Origin of the sequence: Ruegeria sp. HKCCA5839 (genome assembly GCF_013035585.1) — a bacterium.
GTDB lineage: Bacteria > Pseudomonadota > Alphaproteobacteria > Rhodobacterales > Rhodobacteraceae > Ruegeria.
Genome location: NZ_WQIE01000001.1, coordinates 851,108 through 868,075, shown reverse-complemented (window position 1 = coordinate 868,075; position 16,968 = coordinate 851,108). Strand labels below are relative to the sequence as shown.

Here is a 16,968-nt window from a genome sequence, read left to right as displayed (position 1 = left end):
GCTTAGAACAGGCTGCCCTGATCAGGCGCGTCAGGTTTGGGTTTCTTGGGCGCGGGTTTTGCAGCAGTGCCTGTGCTGAGAATGCCGTCAGCGAACTCGATCTCAAGCGTGCTTTGTTTCGACGCTTGGGCCTTGGTCGTCACCACACCGCCCTCAGCGCGAACCACCGCATACCCACGTTCGAGCGTCGCCTTGTAGCTGAGCGTTTCGCGCAGACGGTCAGTGGCCTGAAGCTGTTGGTGCAAACGGTCCAGACGGTTGGATTGTGCCGTGTTCAACCGGTCAGTCAGGCGGGTCAGGCTGTCTTTTTGCTGGGCGATGTCGCGCTGGATCGGGCGCAGCGACAGGCGCGACGAGACATTGCGCAGCGCATCTTGGCGCGTCGTTACCAGATTGCGCAGGGTTGCGGGCCGCAGATGGGCCGAGAGCTTAACCATTTGCAAACGCCTGTTCTGCACGCCGCGATCCAGGGCTGGGGTCAGGCGATCTGCAATCAGATCAAGCCTTTGGCGCGGGGTGTTCAACAAGCTGTCTGGGCGCGGCAAGGCGCGGGAGAGGTCGCGCAATCGCTGAGCCCGGCGTTGCACCGCATCGGTTGCTGCCCGCGACAGGCGCGCACCTTGTTCACCGGTCCAGGCCAGTAGTTCCATGCGCACCGGCACGGCCAGCTCGGCGGCTGCCGTGGGCGTGGGCGCGCGCTGGTCTGAGACATAGTCGATCAGCGTTGTATCCGTCTCGTGCCCAACGGCTGAAATCAACGGGATATCCGACGCTGCGGCGGCGCGGGCGACGACCTCTTCGTTGAAACCCCAAAGGTCCTCGATGGAACCGCCCCCGCGTGCGACGATGATCAGATCAGGGCGCGGCAATGCGCCTCCCGGCGTCAGTTTGTTGAAACCGTCAATGGCGCGGGCAACTTCAGGGGCGCAGTTCGCGCCTTGAACAGCCACGGGCCAGATCAGCACCTTGCGCGGGAAGCGGTCGCGCAAGCGGTGCAAAATATCACGGATCACAGCGCCCGAAGGCGAGGTCACCACACCAATGATCTGCGGCAGATAAGGCAGGGTTTTCTTGCGCTCGGCTGCGAACAGACCTTCTGACTCTAGCTGCTTCTTGCGCTTTTCCAGCAAGGCCATCAGCGCGCCTTGGCCGGCGACGGCAACCTCATCAACGTTCATGTTGTATTTTGACTGGGCCCCAAAGGCGGTCAGGCGGCCTGTTACGACAACCTCCAGCCCTTCTTCCGGCACCACAGACAAGCCCGAGATCTGACCCTTCCACGTAGTGCAGGCCAGCACGTTCCGATCATCCTTGATGTCGTAATACAAATGCCCTGAGCGCGCCTTGAACACGCGCCCGACCTCACCACGCACGCGGATTCGTCCGAAAGTGCCCTCGAGTGTGCGTTTTACCTCACCCGAGATGTCAGAGACGCTGTATTCGGGTGTATTTTGGCCGGGAAGCGGGTCATCAAGCAGGTCGGACATTTCAGCGCCTTGTGTCAAATGCTGACCCAGCTTAGAACGCCGCGCAGGCAAGGCCAAGCAGATCGGAGCGCATTCATGAATATCCTAATCCTCGGCAGCGGCGGGCGCGAACACAGCCTGGCCTGGGCGGTGATGCAAAACCCCAAATGCGACCGTCTGATCGTGGCTCCGGGCAATGCCGGGATCGCGCAGATCTCGGATTGTGCTGCGCTGGACATCGAAGACGGTGGCGCCGTGGTCAGCTTTGCCGAAGAGAATGCAATTGATTTCGTGATCGTCGGGCCTGAGGCGCCTTTGGCCGCAGGGGTCGCAGATCGTTTGCGCGACGCAGGTGTGCTGGTGTTTGGCCCTTCGGCAGAGGCCGCGCGGTTGGAGGCCTCAAAGAGCTTCACCAAAGAGGTCTGTGATGCATCCGGCGCACCCACCGCAGGGTATGCGCGGTTTACCGAGGCTGAGCCTGCGAAAACCTATATCCGCCAGCAGGGTGCTCCGATTGTGGTCAAGGCCGATGGGCTGGCTGCAGGCAAGGGCGTGATCGTTGCCATGGATGAGCAGACTGCTTTGGACGCCATTGATGATATGTTTGGCGGGGCCTTTGGCGGTGCAGGCGCCGAGGTGGTCATTGAGGAGTTCATGGAGGGTGAAGAAGCGTCTTTGTTCGTGCTCTGTGATGGCGAGGATATCCTGTCCATCGGCACTGCGCAGGATCACAAGCGCGTGGGCGAGGGCGATACCGGTCTGAACACCGGTGGCATGGGCGCCTATTCACCCGCACCGGTTTTGAGCCCCGAGGTCGAGGCCCGCGCCATGGACGAGATCGTGCGCCCGACCATGGCCGAAATGGCGCGCCGAGGTACACCGTTTCAGGGGGTTCTCTATGCCGGTCTCATGATCAAGGACGGTCAGCCGCGTCTGGTGGAATACAATGTACGCTTTGGCGACCCGGAATGTCAGGTGCTAATGATGCGCTTGGGCGCTCAGGTGTTGGATCTGATGCATGCCGCTGCTGAAGGGCGCTTGTCCGAGGCGCGGTTAAACTGGGCAGACGATCACGCCATGACCGTGGTTATGGCCGCCAAGGGTTATCCCGGGTCCTATGAAAAGGGCACAGTGATCAACGGGTTGGAGGGTCTGGGTGAAGACAGCATGAACATGGTGTTTCACGCCGGTACAAAAGACGCTGACGGCAAGATCGTGGCCGCAGGAGGACGGGTTTTGAACGTCACGGCGCGCGGCGACACGCTGCAAGAGGCGCGGGATCGGGCCTATGCGATGGTGGACGATATCGACTGGCCAGACGGGTTTTTCCGCCGCGATATCGGCTGGCGTGCGCTGTGATCCAATAGCCGGGCTGCGCCCGACTTGATTCTATAGGAAGGGGGCCTTGCCCCCTCGACCTGTGGCCTCACCCCCAGGATTTTTTTGGCTAGATGAAGGGGCGGATCAGCAGTTCAGGGCCTGGTCGAAGCTTGCGGGGCCATTGAAGGGCCCGATATCGGATTGTGTCCAGCCGTTTTGATAGGACACGCTGATCAGCCGCGACCAGTTTGCATTTGCGACAATGAGCTCTGGGCTTGCCCCGCAATCCCTGACACCTCCACTGATGAAATCTTCACCGATGCGATGGTTGGTGAGATTGGGCAGGGTTGCAATCTCGGTCAGGCCGCCGTCTATGAAGCGCCATATTCGCAGTGTTTTGGCCAGGTGAGGACGGTCGATATAGGCGATTTCCACATGGCCGTTACTGTCCAGGTCCAAAATTGCGACCGGTGCGAGCCAGCGAAACCGGGTGCCGATATGCGGCGTGGCGGCGAATTTTTCACCGGCTGCATTGTAAATTGCCAGCTGCGCTCCGGTGTCTTGATGCGACTCAACGACAACGACCTCGTTGGTGCCATCCAGATCGACATCCGCGAGGCGTGGGGCGAGATCCTCAAACACCCTATTCTTTGGCAATCTGATGGTCAGAACGGTTTGCGTCCCACCGGATTGTCGCGCATCACTTTGGACAGTGATTTCAAGCGCACCAAATTCGATGTTGTCGCCCAAAACGCCATGCGCATAGCGCGTTGTGGGCTCTGTGTAGCGGGCTGCAACGATCGTTTCGGCTGCAGCAATGGTTCCTGCTGCCGTTAGCCACAGACACAACGCCAACAACGCGCCGCGGGCTCCGTCGTGCCAGAGGCGGACGGGCAGGCGCGGCGCTTTAAGGCGCATCAGATTTGCTTTTCGGGCATCTGAACAACCAGACCGTCCAGCGCGTCGGTCACCTTGATCTGGCATGTCAGGCGCGAACGGGCAGGATCGGGTTCAAAGGCAAAGTCCAGCATGTCTTCTTCCATGTCGTCCTTTGCTGGAAGCTTTTCGACCCAATCGGGATGAATGTAGACATGGCAGGTCGAACAGGCACATGCGCCGCCGCAATCGGCTTCGATGCCGGGAATGTTGTTGTCACGGGCCCCTTCCATGACGGTCAGTCCGTTGGCGACCTCGACAGTGTGTTCGGTCCCGCCATGCTCGACATAGGTGATCTTTGCCATTGCGTGCGTCTTCCTTTTACGATGTTCGAAAAGCTGTTTAATCAAGGCGTTCCGCTCTGACCAGTCCGATTTGCCACTCGTTGCAGCATGGCCCGGATTTCTTTCCCAATGTTCCGCTTGTGTTCCAAAGATGCTGCATGAGTGCGCGCACTGTCGCAGGTCAGTGGGTTTGTGCGTCAGGGCTTGCGTGTCCGATAGTGTTCGATTGCGGTTTCAGCCGATGAAAAAGCTCTGAATTGCAGTGTTGATTTTCGATGTAGAATCGGTGCCTGTATTTTGCTCAGCATCCGGTAACGGGCGTTGACCTTGCTATCGGAGCCCAAATGGCCGCGTCTTCCCAAGATCACTCGCTTGCTGCAGCAGGCCTCATGATTGCCGCCATGGCAGTGATTGGGGTGATCGACAATTACATTGCACCTTTGGCGCGCCATGTCGGGCTTTGGCAGTTTCACCTCACGCGTGCCTTGTTTGCTCTACCCCTGGTCTTGTCGCTGTCGCTGATCGGGTTGGGCCGGTTGCAACCAATGCGTCTTTGGGCGGTGGCCTTGCGCAGCGCGCTCGTCGCGACTTCGATGCTGTTTTACTTCACCGCGCTGGCCATGATGCCAATTGCCGAAGCGCTGGCCGGGCTGTTTACGTCGCCGATCTTCATATTGTTGATTTCGGTCGGAGCCCTGAGGCAGCGGATCGGGATCTGGCGCATTTTTGCGGTCCTTCTTGGGTTTCTAGGCATTGTTCTGGTGCTGCAGCCAGATCCCCGAGATTTTGACGTCACCGTCTTGATCCCCATTTGCGCTGGGTTTTTCTATGCTTTGGGTGCAATTACAACGCGTAGCCTGTGCCGCGGTGAAAGCACTGTGGCCTTGCTGGCGGGTATGTGGATCACGCTTGGAACGATCGGGGCCTTGGGCTCGGTCGCCTTGTCGATCTGGCCTCAGGTTTCGAGCGGAGATGAGGTGCAGTTTTTCAATCGACCTTGGGTTTGGCCGATCTGGCCGGCCCTCCCTTTGATCGTACTGCAAGCCGTGGGGTCGGTTGTCGCCGTGTTCATGATTATCAAGGCGTATCAGTTGAGCGAGCCAAGCTATGTCTCGGTTTTTGAATACTCTGTCATGATATTTGGGCCGCTTTTTGCATGGATTGCATTTGGTCAGCCTGTTGGTGGGTGGCAGGTGCTGGGGATCGTGTGCATCGGCTTGGCCGGGACCATTATCGCTCTGCGATCACGTTAAGTTTAGCGGCCCGAACGCAAAACACGCGAGTCACGCGACTCAATGCCCTGATTTTGCCCGATTCATCGTTCAGCTATAGGTTAAGTTTGGGTATATTTTGATGAATAACAAGTATTTGTATCGATTGTTTCGACTAAGGCGATTAATTACTGTCAGTTTGGTCTTGCTCTTCACCCAATGGGCCTTGGGGTGGTGGATTTTCGGATCTTCGACGCTGCTGAGCCATCCTTTTTTGATCTACTCAGCCGCTCTATTTTGTACCGTAGTAATCTTTGCGATGGTTCTTATCTATCCTCGAGTCTGGGTCGAAACGATATCGACGGCGATGGTTCTGGGGTTGGTTCTCATGCTCTTGCCCGTGATCGAGCATTTGCCCGAGATCGCGTCTGAACGCAGCCGCGGTTTTGCGATGATTTGGACCACGCTTGGCACATTGCTAGGGGCTCTGTTCCTTTGGTTGGGGTTGAATTGGCTTCCTACGCTTTTGATCGAGCTGCCATTTGGCGTGCGGCAATGGCGTTCAAGCATATGGTTTGAAATCTCCGCAAAGGACGCGATGAAAGCGTTGAAGGCCAGCCCCAACACCGATAACGGGCGTACCCACTATGGACCGCTGGAAAGCGACGGGATGTTCTGGGCATGCACCCGCATCAATTCAGTCGACCCGGTAAGCCATAACTCCGATGTTCAGGAATTGTCTTACAAGTGCAAGATCGAACAGGAGAGTGAAAGTCATCAAGTGATAACGGTGGTTTACAAAATCGACGGTGAACCCATGGTGGATGTCGAACACACGCGCGTGCGCCAAATCGGTCGTCAATGCTTGTGCGAAACGCGTACGATCAAGAGCCGACGGAACCTGTTCGAAGATATCGGATTCTGGCTTCAGGACTATGGTGGCGACCATATCTACGGACGCCTTGCCCGCGCTTCAGGGCAGGATTCCATCGCCTTGGTTGACGTGCCGTATCAAAGCCCGCTTGTTGGCTTGGCCCGGTTTTTCGAGCGGTTCGACAACTCGCATCCCGACAACCGAAGTGGACCTATCTAGCGGGCTCAACCGGTCAGCAAGGCCAGAGTCGCTTCCTAACGTTTGAACAATACGCTTTGGGATTGTTTGTCCCTGTGATCTCCACGCAATTCCGCGTGCAATGCGCGACCGGCCTGAACGGCGGGGCGAGCACTGACCGTCTCGAGCCAGCGCGCGAAATGCGGCTTGTCGTGCAAGACCTGCTGTTGACCTTCCCACAAGCTGGCCCAGCCCCAGATCGAAATATCCGCTATGGAATAGAAATCGCCCGCCACATATTCATTGTCTGCCAGTCGCCGGTCGAGTACGCCATAAAGGCGCGACACTTCCGAGCGGTAGCGATCCTTGGCATAGGGCAGGTCCTGCGGCGGATCCAGCTGCGGGGCGTATTTCAGAAAGTGATGCGCTTGCCCGGCCATTGGACCGACACCGCCCATCTGCCACATCAGCCATTCTTCGACAGCGATCCGGTCACGCTCGGTCGTTCCATAAAACCGCCCGTTCTTGCGGGCGAGATACATCAGGATCGCACCGCTTTCAAAGACCGATACCGGCGCCCCATCTGGGCCGTCATGGTCCACGATTGCTGGCATCCGGTTGTTGGGGGCGATTTTCAGAAACTCGGGATCGAACTGATCCCCTTTACCGATGTTGATCAGATGCGTGGTGTAGGGCAGGTCCATCTCTTCCAAAGCGATGGATGCTTTCCAACCATTTGGCGTGGGCCAGAAATAAAGGTCGATCATGAGCGCTCCTTGGGTTGAGGGGATCATGAGGCTTTCTGCGCAAACGGCAAGAGGGCGCGTGGCTTTGGAGTGGCAAAAAGACGTGACCAACGATGCGCGTGCGCTTTGGGTAGGCCATGGCGCAGCGCGGCCAGTGACAGCCGCTGTGGTTCGCGCAACAGGGCATTATAGACCCGCAATGCACCTGGCCGCGTATAGCTGGACCAATGGCAAACGCGGCGCTGAGAGTGACCGATGGGGCGATCATATGCGAAAGATGCGCCAGTGTCGTATTGCAGTCGATCTGAAGTGTCACTGCATTTTCAGCGTCGATCCCCGCGCCAACGCTGCGGTCACCAGGTTGGGGAGGTTGCACCAGTTGCTCATACAGAAAGTCAAACAGATCGTTCTCGCGGCTGGTGATATTGATCAGTTCTGATCGACGCCCCGCTTCCAAGGCCAGGGCTGCCAAAACCCGAGCGCGATAAGTGGCACCGGTCATTGAGATGATGCGCTTCAATGCGCCCGGAGAAATGTGGTGCAGTGCTTCGATAGCCAGTTCTACACCCATCGAATGGCCGATGAAGTGAATAGGGCGGTCCGGGTTGAGCCGGTGCAGCTTATTGATCACATCAGCAAGCACCCGCCCGGCCGATTGCGCCCTGCGCTGCGCGGTCCAAAGCGGGCCGCGTGCATTCCAGCCGAAGGCAACGGCCAGACCTTCATCGGTAAAGCCCGAGCCGAAACCCAGATGTTGAGGCCAGCTTGGGCTGTAATCCGGCAAGGCGCGGGGACGTAGGGCCAGGATATGACGGTGCGGGCAGGTTGCGGAATTGCCGGGCCTGTATTTGTACCCATGGGTCATGATGATGACCGGGCCCCTGATATCCTGCGTTTGCTGCAAGACGCTTTCGACAAGGCGCGAGCTGCGATGCAAAACCGCACGAGGTCCCTCAGCATTGATCCTGATCATTGGCATGGCGCTGCCTCACACAAGATGTTGTGGTGCCGATTTCTCATAACGCTATGACGTTTCGGTGAACGATGGATTACAGAACCGTGACGATGGGTCTGTCGGGGTTGACGAAGCCCGGACCGAGGCGTAATGGCAAAGCACCACGTGGCGATTTGTTACCGGATTGCGGGCCACGCTAAACAACACCGCTAAAAGGTCAGGATGAAAGACCCCTTTCGCTTGGCCGCGTCTGGGGTTTTTTGTTTGCCTCCCACAGCGAGGCTGAAAGGAAAGACATGAGCGAGAGCTGGAACAAACGCACGCAAGCCGTCCATGGTGGCATTCGTCGCAGTCAGTATAACGAGGTCTCTGAGGCGATCTTTCTGACGCAGGGTTTTGTCTATGACAATGCCGAGCAGGCCGAGGCCCGGTTCATCGAAACCGGCCCGGATGAGTTCATCTATGCCCGCTATGGCAACCCCACCGTGTCAATGTTCGAACAGCGCATCGCCGCGCTTGAGGGCGGCGAGGATGCCTTTGCTACCGCCTCGGGCATGGCGGCGGTGAACGGGGCGCTGACCTCGATGCTGAAGGCGGGTGACCATGTGGTGTCGGCCAAGGCGCTGTTCGGGTCCTGCCTCTATATTCTGGAAAGCATCCTGACGCGTTTCGGCGTTGAGGTGAGCTTTGTCGAAGGCACAGATCTGGCCGCTTGGGAGGCCGCCATCCGGCCTGACACCAAGGCCGTGTTCTTCGAATCCATGTCGAACCCCACGCTTGAGGTGATCGACATCGCATCCGTGTCCAAACTGGCCCATGCGGTGGGCGCCACGGTGATCGTGGATAATGTGTTTTCAACCCCGGTCTTCTCGCGCGCCATCGAACAGGGCGCTGATGTGGTCGTCTATTCGGCCACAAAACATATCGACGGGCAGGGGCGTGCGCTGGGTGGTGTCATCATTGGCACCAAAGAGTTTATTCGCGGCACGGTTGAGCCCTATATGAAACACACCGGCGGTGCGCTCAGCCCGTTCAGTGCTTGGATCATGGTCAAGGGGATCGAAACCATGGCGTTGCGTGTGAATGCACAAGCGGACAGCGCCCAGAAGATCGCCGAAGCATTGGACGGCCACGATGCATTGGAGCGGACGCTTTACCCGGGCCTGAAGACGCATCCTCAGAATGCACTGGTGCAGGATCAACTGGGGGGCAAGGGCGGCACGGTTCTGTCTCTGGACATCAAGGGTGGCAAGGACGCGGCGTTTGCGTTCCTGAACGCTTTGACCATTCCGGTGATCTCGAACAATCTGGGTGACGCGAAATCCATCGCAACCCACCCGGCGACGACCACCCATCAGCGTCTCAGCGAAGAACAGCGCGATGAGCTGGGCATCACCCCGGGCCTGATCCGACTGTCTATTGGTCTGGAAGACGCAGATGATCTTCTGGCAGACTTGCGTCAGGCCCTGGCGGCATCTCAGCGCTAGGCACTTGCTCGGGCGGGGACACTGCCCGAGCCGTTCCAAGCTCTGGATAAATGACGTTTTCGCCCGCTAAGTGGCGGATTTCTGCAGTTGATTTCGATCCAGGCTGCTATTTCACACGTATGAGAGTATACTGGTATGTCTTCCAATACCGTCTATATTCGGACGGTGAGCAAAGGAACTCTTGCGTATGAACCTGCACCCGCTTGACCTGGGCAACGCGCCCGATAACGATGAAGCTGCTGCTGCGCTTGATGTCTTGCGCAAATGGGCGGCCTCGGCAACCGAGGCTGAGATCACGCAATTGGACCCTGCAGTAGCGCGCTTGGTCTCGGGAACGGTACCAGACAACTATCCAACTCTCTCGCGTGATTACCCCGAGGGTTTTGTTGTGGATGCGGCATACAAATCATCACTGCCGGACCTGCAAAACGGGCCGTCCAGCCTGATCCGAGGCGCCAAACAGCAAATCCAGCATGTGGGTATATCGAACTTCCGCCTGCCAATCCGGTTTCAGCGCAAGGAAGGTGGTGATCTGACGCTTGAGACGTCGGTGACGGGTTCTGTCAGCCTTGAGGCTGAGAAAAAGGGCATCAACATGTCCCGGATCATGCGCTCTTTCTACAAGCATTCCGAGCGGACGTTCAGCTTTGAAGTCATGGAAGCGGCGCTGGACGATTATATGACCGATCTCGACAGTCTGGATGCACGGATTCAGATGCGGTTTTCTTACCCCGAGCGTATCGAAAGCCTGCGGTCGGGTCTGTCTGGCTATCAGTATTACGACATCGCGCTGGAACTGGTTGAACGCGGTGGCGAGCGGCTGAAAATCATGCATCTGGACTATGTCTACTCCTCGACCTGCCCATGTTCGCTGGAACTGAGCGAACATGCACGCGCGACACGCGGACAATTGGCCACACCACATTCGCAGCGCTCTGTGGCGCGTATTTCCGTTGTGGTCGACTGCAACGCGGATTGTCTGTGGTTCGAGGACCTGATTGCCTTGTGCCGCCGCGCTGTTCCGACAGAGACGCAAGTCATGGTCAAGCGTGAGGACGAACAGGCCTTTGCCGAGTTGAACGCGGCCAATCCGATATTTGTCGAGGATGCAGCCCGCCTGTTCTGTGCCGAACTTCTGGCTGATCATCATGTCGGCGATTTCCGCATTGTGGCCAGCCATCAGGAAAGCCTGCACAGCCATGATGCCGTATCGATTCTGACCGAAGGCCCCACCTTCGACACTGCAAGTCTGGACCCACGTTTATTCTCGACCCTGTTCCACGTCGGATGAGTTGATCCGCGAACCGATTGGAAACCGGTGAAAAAAAGGGCGATGGGCGCCTTTTTGCCGCAGTGCAGCGGGAAATGCTGCGCTGCGGCTGAAAGTTCGGTATGCTGCGACAGAGAGCAGGTGCCGCAACCAATCAGATCTTGCCGCACCGCAGCCTGAAAGGACGTCGGGACGTGCAAGGCCAAGGACCGCGACTGAGCGAAACCGCCCCGATAAATGGGGTGTCCGTATCCCATTCTTCACTACTCGGCTGCCTCAGTTTCACAGGAGAGACATGTGATGAACCCGATTTCCCAACCCCTTGAGTTCCAGGCCGCAGCCATTCGTGTGGCCGGGTATGCTGTCGTCAGCCAGATGAAGATCATGCAAGTCATGGCGCGCTCGGCGATCGAGCTGCCTATGGCTCCGGTTCATGCCTTGCATGCGGCAGCCTCGGCCCCCGCAAAGACAGCCCCGAAACCCGTCGCAAAAAAAGCGGCACCAAAACCTGTGGCCAAGAAAGCTGCGCCGACCAAGCCAAAGCCGGTGGCGAAAAAGGCCGCGCCGGCCAAACCCAAAGTGGTGGCAAAGCCCGCAGCCGTGGCTAAGCCTAAGCAAGCTGCACCCAAAGTTAGAACCCCGCTGACAAGCAGGGCCAAGCCCGTTGTTGCGAAACCGGCCGAACCAAAGCCGACACCTGCTGCCAAAGCGTCCAGCACCACAGAACCGTCAAAGCCAACAACCAAAGCTGCACCAGTGAAAGCCCAGCCAAAGGCAGAGGCACCAAAGCCGACAGCCAAAGCTACACCAGCGAAAGCTCAGCCGAAGGTAGAGGCGCCTAAGCCGACAGCCAAAGCTGCACCAGTGAAAGCTCAGCCGAAGGTAGAGGCACCAAAGCCGACAGCAAAAGCAACTGCGGCAAAAACGGCCCCGGCAAAGACCAGCCAAGCTCCAGCAAAAGCAGCGACCCCGGCAAAAGCGGCATCGGCGCCTACAGCGCCGGCCAAAGCACCTGCAAAGCGGACGCAAGCCAAAACCACAACGGCCAAGCCCGCAGCCGCGCCCAAGGCTCCCGCGAAGGCAGAGACTGCGTCAACTGCGGCTGTTAAGCCGTTAGATCAGAAGGAAAACCCTCCGGTTCGCCGCACACGCGCCCCGTCCAAGCCCCCGGCGATGCCAGCAACATCTGCAAAAACCCAGGACTGACTTGGGATCAAGCGCTTGACACGGTCGGGCAGGCACGCCAACGCTGCCCGACATGATGGATCTTCGCCCGGTCGGATATGTGATTGGCTTGCTGGTCGCCATTCTTGGGGTGACCATGCTGCTGCCCATGGTGGCAGACCTGATCGAAGGTCGGAGCGAATGGCATGTGTTTCTGGAAAGCGCAATCATCACGACCCTGACCGGGGTTGTGATGGCTATGAGTTGCGCAAACGGAGTGGGCGAGGGGCTGACAATCCGCCAGACCTTTTTGCTGACGACCGGCGTCTGGGTGGCGCTGCCGGTGTTTGGTGCTATCCCGTTTTTATACGGTGCCACTGAACTGCGGTTTGTCGACGCCTATTTCGAAGCGATGTCCGGCCTGACTACGACAGGCTCGACGGTGATTTCCGGCTTGGACGATCTCCCGCAGGGATTGCTCTTGTGGCGTGGACTTCTGCAGTGGCTGGGCGGCATCGGTATCATTGTTGTTGCCATGGTTTTTCTGCCTGAACTGCGCGTCGGTGGCATGCAGATCTTCCGCTCGGAAGGGTTCGAGACCATGGGGAAAATCCTGCCGCGTGCGCAGGAAATCGCCGGGCAAATCTCGTTGATCTACGTGTTCCTCACGGTTGTATGCGCGTTTGTCTATGCCGGTTTTGGCATGGGCTTTTTCGATGCGGTTGTGCATGCGATGACCACAATCGCCACGGGCGGGTTTTCGAACTATGACAGTTCCTTTGCAACTTTCTCGGGACCCATGGAATACGCGGCGTCGGTCTTCATGATCCTGGCGGCGCTGCCCTTTGTCCGGTACGTGCAACTGGCCAATGGCAGCACCAGTTCCTTGTGGAAAGACAGCCAGATACGAGCCTTTCTTGCCACGATTCTTGTGCTGGTCATTGTGATGTCGGTGTTCCTGACCTCGGTCTTTCCGCATCATTGGGAACAAGCGGTGCGCGAATCGCTGTTCAACATCACCTCGATCATCTCTGGCACGGGCTATGCCAGCGTCGACTATATGCTCTGGGGCAGTTTCCCGGTGATGCTGTTCTTTCTGATCGGGTTGATCGGAGGTTGCGCGGGATCAACCGCCTGTTCGATCAAAGTCTTCCGCTATCAGCTGCTGTTTGCCTCGATCAAAACCCAGATCAACCGCATCCGGTCGCCTCATGGCGTGTTTGTCCCCACCTATGACGGGCGCAAGATCAGCCGGGATGTTCTGACCTCGGTCATGAGCTTTTTCATGTTCTTCGTGCTGTCCATGGGTGCGCTGTCTTGGGCTCTTGCTCTGACGGGGCTCGACTTTATCACCTCGGTCTCGGGTGCCGCGACCGCTTTGGCCAATGTGGGGCCGGGGCTGGGCAGCCAGATCGGCCCAGCAGGCAATTTCGCGGGGCTCAACGATACGGCCAAGTGGCTGCTGACCATCGGTATGCTGGTCGGGCGGCTGGAACTGCTGGCCGTCTATGCAATCTTTACTGTTCAATTCTGGAGAGCTTGATGAAGAAACCCTTGGGGGCGCAAATCTCGCATATGCTGCGGGATCGTGGGGTCGAGGTGATATTTGGTATTCCCGGTGTACATAATCAGGAGATGTATCGCGGTATCGAAGAGGCCGGGATCACTCATGTACTTGCGCGGCACGAGCAGGGCGCGGGCTTCATGGCCGATGGCTATGCACGGGCCACAGGTAAGCCGGGTGTCGCCTATGTGATCACCGGGCCTGGCCTTTGCAATATCATGACGCCGATGGGGCAGGCCTATTCGGATTCGGTACCGATGTTGGTTTTGTCCTCTTGTCTGGATGAAACACAGGCCACGCGCGGGCAGTTGCATCAGATGAAGGATCAACGTGCCGCTGCCGGAACGGTGGCCGATTGGTCCTCTCAGGCGGAAAGTGCGGCAGCGGCCTATGGGTTGGTTGAACGGGCATTCGAGGAATTTGCCCTGTCGCGCCCACGTCCCAAGCATATCCAGGTGCCGATCGCTCAGCTTGAGGCCGACGCAGAAGCCGCTCCGTTTCCCAACCAGGATGCGCTGAGGGTGCAGGTCTTACCGCCGGATCTCGCTCCGGTTCTTTCGATGCTGAACATTGCGCAGAGGCCCTTGTTCATTTTGGGGGGCGGTGCAAAGTCGAACCTGTGGCGTCAGATCCTGACCCAGCTGGGCGCAGCCTGTTTCACCACATACGCGGGTCGAGGGCTGGTTGGGTCAAATTACCCGCTGGATTTTGGTGCGATGCTGCCGCGACCGGGCAGTGCCGAGGTGATTGCATCTGCGGATCTGGTGGTCGCCGTCGGCACAGAACTGGCCGAAGTTGACTTGTGGCGCGACGCGTTGGGCCATACCGCGCAATTGGTGCGCGTTGATCTGGATCCCGAAGTGCTGTCTGACCGCCATCGCGCAACGATCAAGCTGCAAGCGGATGCGGAAAGCTTTGCCCATGCGTTGTGGGCCGTGGCGGATCAGGCAAAACCCTCCACTGGCTGGAGTACGGATGAGGTCGCCGACGCCCGCGCGCGCTGGCGCGCTGAGGTCGATGCAGAGCGTCCGGGGATCGTGCCAGTTATCGATGCCCTGCGCGAAGCAATGCCCGCCGACACAATGATCTATTCCGACATGACGCAGTTCGCTTATGTCGCCAAAGAGGTCTGGGACATGGCTGTCCCGTATCACTGGCACCATCCGACCGGTTTCGGAACACTGGGCTATGCGCTGCCCGCTGGCATCGGTGGCGCAGTTGCGCGGCGGGGAAAGCCAACGGCGGTTATCGCCGGGGACTATGGCTTTCAATACACGCTGCAAGAGCTTGGCACGGCGGTGGAACTTGGACTCTCGTTGCCAATCATCCTGTGGGACAACGGCAAGCTGAAAGAGATCGAAGACAGCATGGTGCGCAGCCAGATTGCTCCCAACGCGGTCATCGCGCGCAACCCGGATTTCGGAAAGCTTGCCGAAGCCTATGGTGCGCTGTCGGCACGACCGACGGACCTCGCCGCACTTCAAACACAGGTCCGTTCTGCGTTCGACGCGCCCGTGCCCACATTGATCCATGTGACGCCGGACATTCTGGGATAAAAAAGGGCGCCGCAATCTTTTGCAGCGCCCCAAATTACTCAGAGCAGTCAGATCAGTCCCAGCAATGCACCAGAACCGTCATGCCATTGGCGCGGCGGCTCAGTTCATTCGGGGTTATGCGCGTTTCGCTCTGTCCGGCCTGTCCTGCAACACCGGCTTTTTCCAGCACCGCATTCAGGCTGTCCACCGATGCTGCGAGGCTGACGCTGGCGGGCAAGGCGCGGCCTTCGGTGGGGGTGGGCAGTAACATCCCGACCACGTGGCCGTTATCGTCAAAGACAGGGCCACCCGCGTCGCCGGGCTGTGTGCTCATGGCCAAGCGTTTCACACCGCTTTCGCCGTTCAATCCGCGAATATCGGCGACTTGTCCGAAGGTCAGCGTGGGTGCACCCAAAGCGCCTTCATACGAGAACCCGGATGCCGCAATTTCGGACTGGATGCGGGGCGTCACGGGGCTGAACTCGGCCACGTTGATCGGTGCCAGGGTCTGACTGGGTCGCAAGACAGCAATACCCAGTTCCGCGTCGCTCCAGGCCACCTGCAATTGCTGATCCCCGTCGAGCGTGATGCGCGCGCAACTGTCTGCGGCCTCGGCCACGGTCAGGACGATACCCGAAGTATCGGCAAAAAAGCCCGAGCGCGAAACGCGCGGTTTGCGGATTTGCAGGCCCGAGACCAGGTCGATCCGCTGATCAGCGTCAGCACCTGCTGCAGCGTCCAGTACTGCATCTGTTGTGGCATAGCTGTTTGTCATGGCGGCCAGAACACGCGTGCGTCTTGCGTCATCCCCTTCGGGCCAGACCAGGGTAAAGCCCTTGATCTTGCCGTCTTCCAGCTGTGCCTGCGTATAGGACACAATACCGTTGCCGCGCCCTTCAATGATAAAACGGTTGTTGCGCAACTCTCTGGGGCCGTTCAGCGGGATGATCTCAAGCGATTGCATCACCTCGTAAAGCGCCTGCAGCGTGGCTCGGTTGCCTTCCTGGCTGATCAAAAGCGCCTGCGCGTCCAGATCTGAGCTGGCTTTGAAATGCGCAAAGGGGGCTTCGTACCGGTCAAAGGCCAAAACGCCCAGCGGCAGGTCCAAAGAAATCCCGGCCTGCGCATCGCTGTGGCGCGCCATGCCAACACTAATCAGCGGGGCATTGAACTCGTCCATCAATGTCTTGCGTTGCAGCGTCGTAAGGACACCCGTGGCCTCAAACCCATTGAATCGCTGCCATTCCGCCATCGAACGCCGTGTGCCAGCACCAAAAGCGCCGTCGATTGTCGATGCGTAGTAACCGCCAGCTTTCAATGCCGTCTGCAGATCGCGACGCTCTTGCGCGCTGAGCAACCGCTCACCTTGCAAAGCTTCTGCGCGTGTTTCGTCCGAGGATTGAACGCTCAATCCAAGCTGCTGGTTTGGTTCTGCTGCGGGTTCAACCGGGGTCGAGATGACACCACGGTCCAATACATTTGCGCCAACCGGCCAGAATTGCTGACCCAACTGGTTCGACAGGGCGATGAAACTGTCGCCGGGTATTTGCCCTTCGGCTCGGTAGACGCGCAAGACCTGTTCCGCATCCGCGCGCAGGTAGGGGCCGATCACAATAGCGTACCACCCGGAATTCAGGCGAAACCCGTTCACATCCGGTAGCAGGTCACCATAGGCCTGCGCCCGCTCTTGGGCTTCAAAAAGCGTTGGGCGCGCTTCGACTTGCACCCATACGCCCTGATCCTCCTGGGCTTGCGCAGCGCCCAGACCAATGGTGAAAATAAAGAATATTGCAGCAAATACGCGTGTCATTGTCTGCCCGTTTTATGCAGTGTTTTGTCTGAGGCGGAGACTACGCGAAATAAGCCCCCGAACGCCATGCCTGTGTTACGGGGAATTTGCACTGTGGCCGCGCAGTGACAACCTGTGTGCAAAGGCCCGTTGACGCCCATGGACCCCTTGCATAGGAAGGGCAAAACCG

The 16,968-nt window shown here is 58.4% G+C and carries 15 protein-coding genes and 1 riboswitch; of the genes, 7 read left to right on the top strand and 8 right to left on the bottom strand.

The window, feature by feature from the left end:
* Positions 1-2: 2 nt before the first annotated feature.
* Complete coding sequence (gene xseA / locus GOV38_RS04215) at positions 3-1,487, bottom strand: exodeoxyribonuclease VII large subunit (protein ID WP_171207729.1); 1,485 nt, start codon at positions 1,485-1,487, stop codon at positions 3-5.
* 75 nt (positions 1,488-1,562) lie between these two features.
* On the opposite strand from xseA, the gene purD reads away from it, so the two are divergent.
* Entirely contained in the window at positions 1,563-2,825 is a 1,263-nt protein-coding gene (gene purD, locus GOV38_RS04210; RefSeq protein ID WP_171207728.1) for a phosphoribosylamine--glycine ligase, read from the top strand.
* A 105-nt stretch (positions 2,826-2,930) separates the two neighbouring features.
* Here the strand turns inward: purD and GOV38_RS04205 are convergent, their stop codons facing one another.
* The gene (locus GOV38_RS04205; protein WP_171207727.1) at positions 2,931-3,704 is read right to left on the bottom strand and encodes a VCBS repeat-containing protein; all 774 of its coding nucleotides are present in this window, start codon (positions 3,702-3,704) and stop codon (positions 2,931-2,933) included.
* Complete coding sequence (locus GOV38_RS04200; protein WP_171098350.1) at positions 3,704-4,027, bottom strand: 2Fe-2S iron-sulfur cluster-binding protein; 324 nt, start codon at positions 4,025-4,027, stop codon at positions 3,704-3,706. The genes GOV38_RS04205 and GOV38_RS04200 overlap by 1 nt, the downstream gene beginning before the upstream one ends.
* 323 nt (positions 4,028-4,350) lie before the next feature.
* On the opposite strand from GOV38_RS04200, the gene GOV38_RS04195 reads away from it, so the two are divergent.
* Positions 4,351-5,259 carry a DMT family transporter gene (locus GOV38_RS04195; RefSeq protein ID WP_171207726.1) on the top strand — a complete coding sequence of 303 codons (909 nt, stop codon included), beginning with the start codon at positions 4,351-4,353 and terminating at the stop codon, positions 5,257-5,259.
* A 277-nt stretch (positions 5,260-5,536) separates the two neighbouring features.
* Positions 5,537-6,310: a hypothetical protein gene (locus GOV38_RS04190; protein ID WP_171207725.1), complete on the top strand. Its 774-nt coding sequence runs from the start codon at positions 5,537-5,539 to the stop codon at positions 6,308-6,310.
* Between the two features lie 35 nt (positions 6,311-6,345).
* Here the strand turns inward: GOV38_RS04190 and GOV38_RS04185 are convergent, their stop codons facing one another.
* Both GOV38_RS04185 and GOV38_RS04180 read right to left on the bottom strand, forming a co-directional pair.
* Positions 6,346-7,035, bottom strand: a complete 690-nt coding sequence (locus tag GOV38_RS04185; RefSeq protein WP_171207724.1) for a glutathione S-transferase N-terminal domain-containing protein — start codon at positions 7,033-7,035, stop codon at positions 6,346-6,348.
* Positions 6,932-7,993 (bottom strand): alpha/beta hydrolase, encoded by a 1,062-nt coding sequence (locus GOV38_RS04180; RefSeq protein ID WP_254430435.1) that lies wholly within the window; start codon positions 7,991-7,993, stop codon positions 6,932-6,934. The genes GOV38_RS04185 and GOV38_RS04180 overlap by 104 nt, the downstream gene beginning before the upstream one ends.
* A 131-nt stretch (positions 7,994-8,124) precedes the next feature.
* Positions 8,125-8,202: riboswitch (SAM riboswitch) on the top strand.
* A gap of 63 nt (positions 8,203-8,265) precedes the next feature.
* Between GOV38_RS04180 and metZ the strand changes: the two genes are divergently transcribed.
* Positions 8,266-9,456 carry an O-succinylhomoserine sulfhydrylase gene (gene metZ, locus GOV38_RS04175; RefSeq protein WP_171207723.1) on the top strand — a complete coding sequence of 397 codons (1,191 nt, stop codon included), beginning with the start codon at positions 8,266-8,268 and terminating at the stop codon, positions 9,454-9,456.
* A 187-nt stretch (positions 9,457-9,643) separates the two neighbouring features.
* Positions 9,644-10,747, top strand: a complete 1,104-nt coding sequence (folE2, locus tag GOV38_RS04170; protein ID WP_171207722.1) for a GTP cyclohydrolase FolE2 — start codon at positions 9,644-9,646, stop codon at positions 10,745-10,747.
* Between the two features lie 410 nt (positions 10,748-11,157).
* Here folE2 and GOV38_RS04165 read toward each other — a convergent pair whose 3' ends face one another.
* Together GOV38_RS04165 and GOV38_RS04160 are read right to left on the bottom strand one after the other, a co-directional pair.
* Positions 11,158-11,526, bottom strand: coding sequence for a hypothetical protein (locus GOV38_RS04165; protein ID WP_171207721.1), 369 nt, complete (start codon positions 11,524-11,526; stop codon positions 11,158-11,160).
* A 72-nt stretch (positions 11,527-11,598) separates the two neighbouring features.
* Positions 11,599-11,793 carry a hypothetical protein gene (locus GOV38_RS04160; RefSeq protein ID WP_171207720.1) on the bottom strand — a complete coding sequence of 65 codons (195 nt, stop codon included), beginning with the start codon at positions 11,791-11,793 and terminating at the stop codon, positions 11,599-11,601.
* 191 nt (positions 11,794-11,984) lie between these two features.
* On the opposite strand from GOV38_RS04160, the gene GOV38_RS04155 reads away from it, so the two are divergent.
* On the top strand, positions 11,985-13,433 hold the full coding sequence (locus GOV38_RS04155; protein ID WP_171098369.1) for a TrkH family potassium uptake protein: 1,449 nt from the start codon (positions 11,985-11,987) through the stop codon (positions 13,431-13,433).
* Positions 13,433-15,010, top strand: coding sequence for a 5-guanidino-2-oxopentanoate decarboxylase (locus tag GOV38_RS04150; protein WP_171207719.1), 1,578 nt, complete (start codon positions 13,433-13,435; stop codon positions 15,008-15,010). The genes GOV38_RS04155 and GOV38_RS04150 overlap by 1 nt, the downstream gene beginning before the upstream one ends.
* 52 nt (positions 15,011-15,062) lie before the next feature.
* On the opposite strand, the gene GOV38_RS04145 is transcribed toward GOV38_RS04150, so the two are convergent.
* Positions 15,063-16,799, bottom strand: a complete 1,737-nt coding sequence (locus GOV38_RS04145; protein WP_171207718.1) for a serine protease — start codon at positions 16,797-16,799, stop codon at positions 15,063-15,065.
* Positions 16,800-16,968 lie beyond the last annotated feature (169 nt).

Excerpts from the sequence above, each read along its gene's own strand:
- xseA (WP_171207729.1), bottom strand. The coding sequence starts at position 1,487 with ATGTCCGACCTGCTTGATGACCCGCTTCCCGGCCAAAATACACCCGAA.
- purD (WP_171207728.1), top strand. The coding sequence starts at position 1,563 with ATGAATATCCTAATCCTCGGCAGCGGCGGGCGCGAACACAGCCTGGCC.
- GOV38_RS04205 (WP_171207727.1), bottom strand. The coding sequence starts at position 3,704 with ATGCGCCTTAAAGCGCCGCGCCTGCCCGTCCGCCTCTGGCACGACGGA.
- GOV38_RS04200 (WP_171098350.1), bottom strand. The coding sequence starts at position 4,027 with ATGGCAAAGATCACCTATGTCGAGCATGGCGGGACCGAACACACTGTC.
- GOV38_RS04195 (WP_171207726.1), top strand. The coding sequence starts at position 4,351 with ATGGCCGCGTCTTCCCAAGATCACTCGCTTGCTGCAGCAGGCCTCATG.
- GOV38_RS04190 (WP_171207725.1), top strand. The coding sequence starts at position 5,537 with ATGGTTCTTATCTATCCTCGAGTCTGGGTCGAAACGATATCGACGGCG.
- GOV38_RS04185 (WP_171207724.1), bottom strand. The coding sequence starts at position 7,035 with ATGATCGACCTTTATTTCTGGCCCACGCCAAATGGTTGGAAAGCATCC.
- GOV38_RS04180 (WP_254430435.1), bottom strand. The coding sequence starts at position 7,993 with ATGCCAATGATCAGGATCAATGCTGAGGGACCTCGTGCGGTTTTGCAT.
- metZ (WP_171207723.1), top strand. The coding sequence starts at position 8,266 with ATGAGCGAGAGCTGGAACAAACGCACGCAAGCCGTCCATGGTGGCATT.
- folE2 (WP_171207722.1), top strand. The coding sequence starts at position 9,644 with ATGAACCTGCACCCGCTTGACCTGGGCAACGCGCCCGATAACGATGAA.
- GOV38_RS04155 (WP_171098369.1), top strand. The coding sequence starts at position 11,985 with ATGATGGATCTTCGCCCGGTCGGATATGTGATTGGCTTGCTGGTCGCC.
- GOV38_RS04150 (WP_171207719.1), top strand. The coding sequence starts at position 13,433 with ATGAAGAAACCCTTGGGGGCGCAAATCTCGCATATGCTGCGGGATCGT.
- GOV38_RS04145 (WP_171207718.1), bottom strand. The coding sequence starts at position 16,799 with ATGACACGCGTATTTGCTGCAATATTCTTTATTTTCACCATTGGTCTG.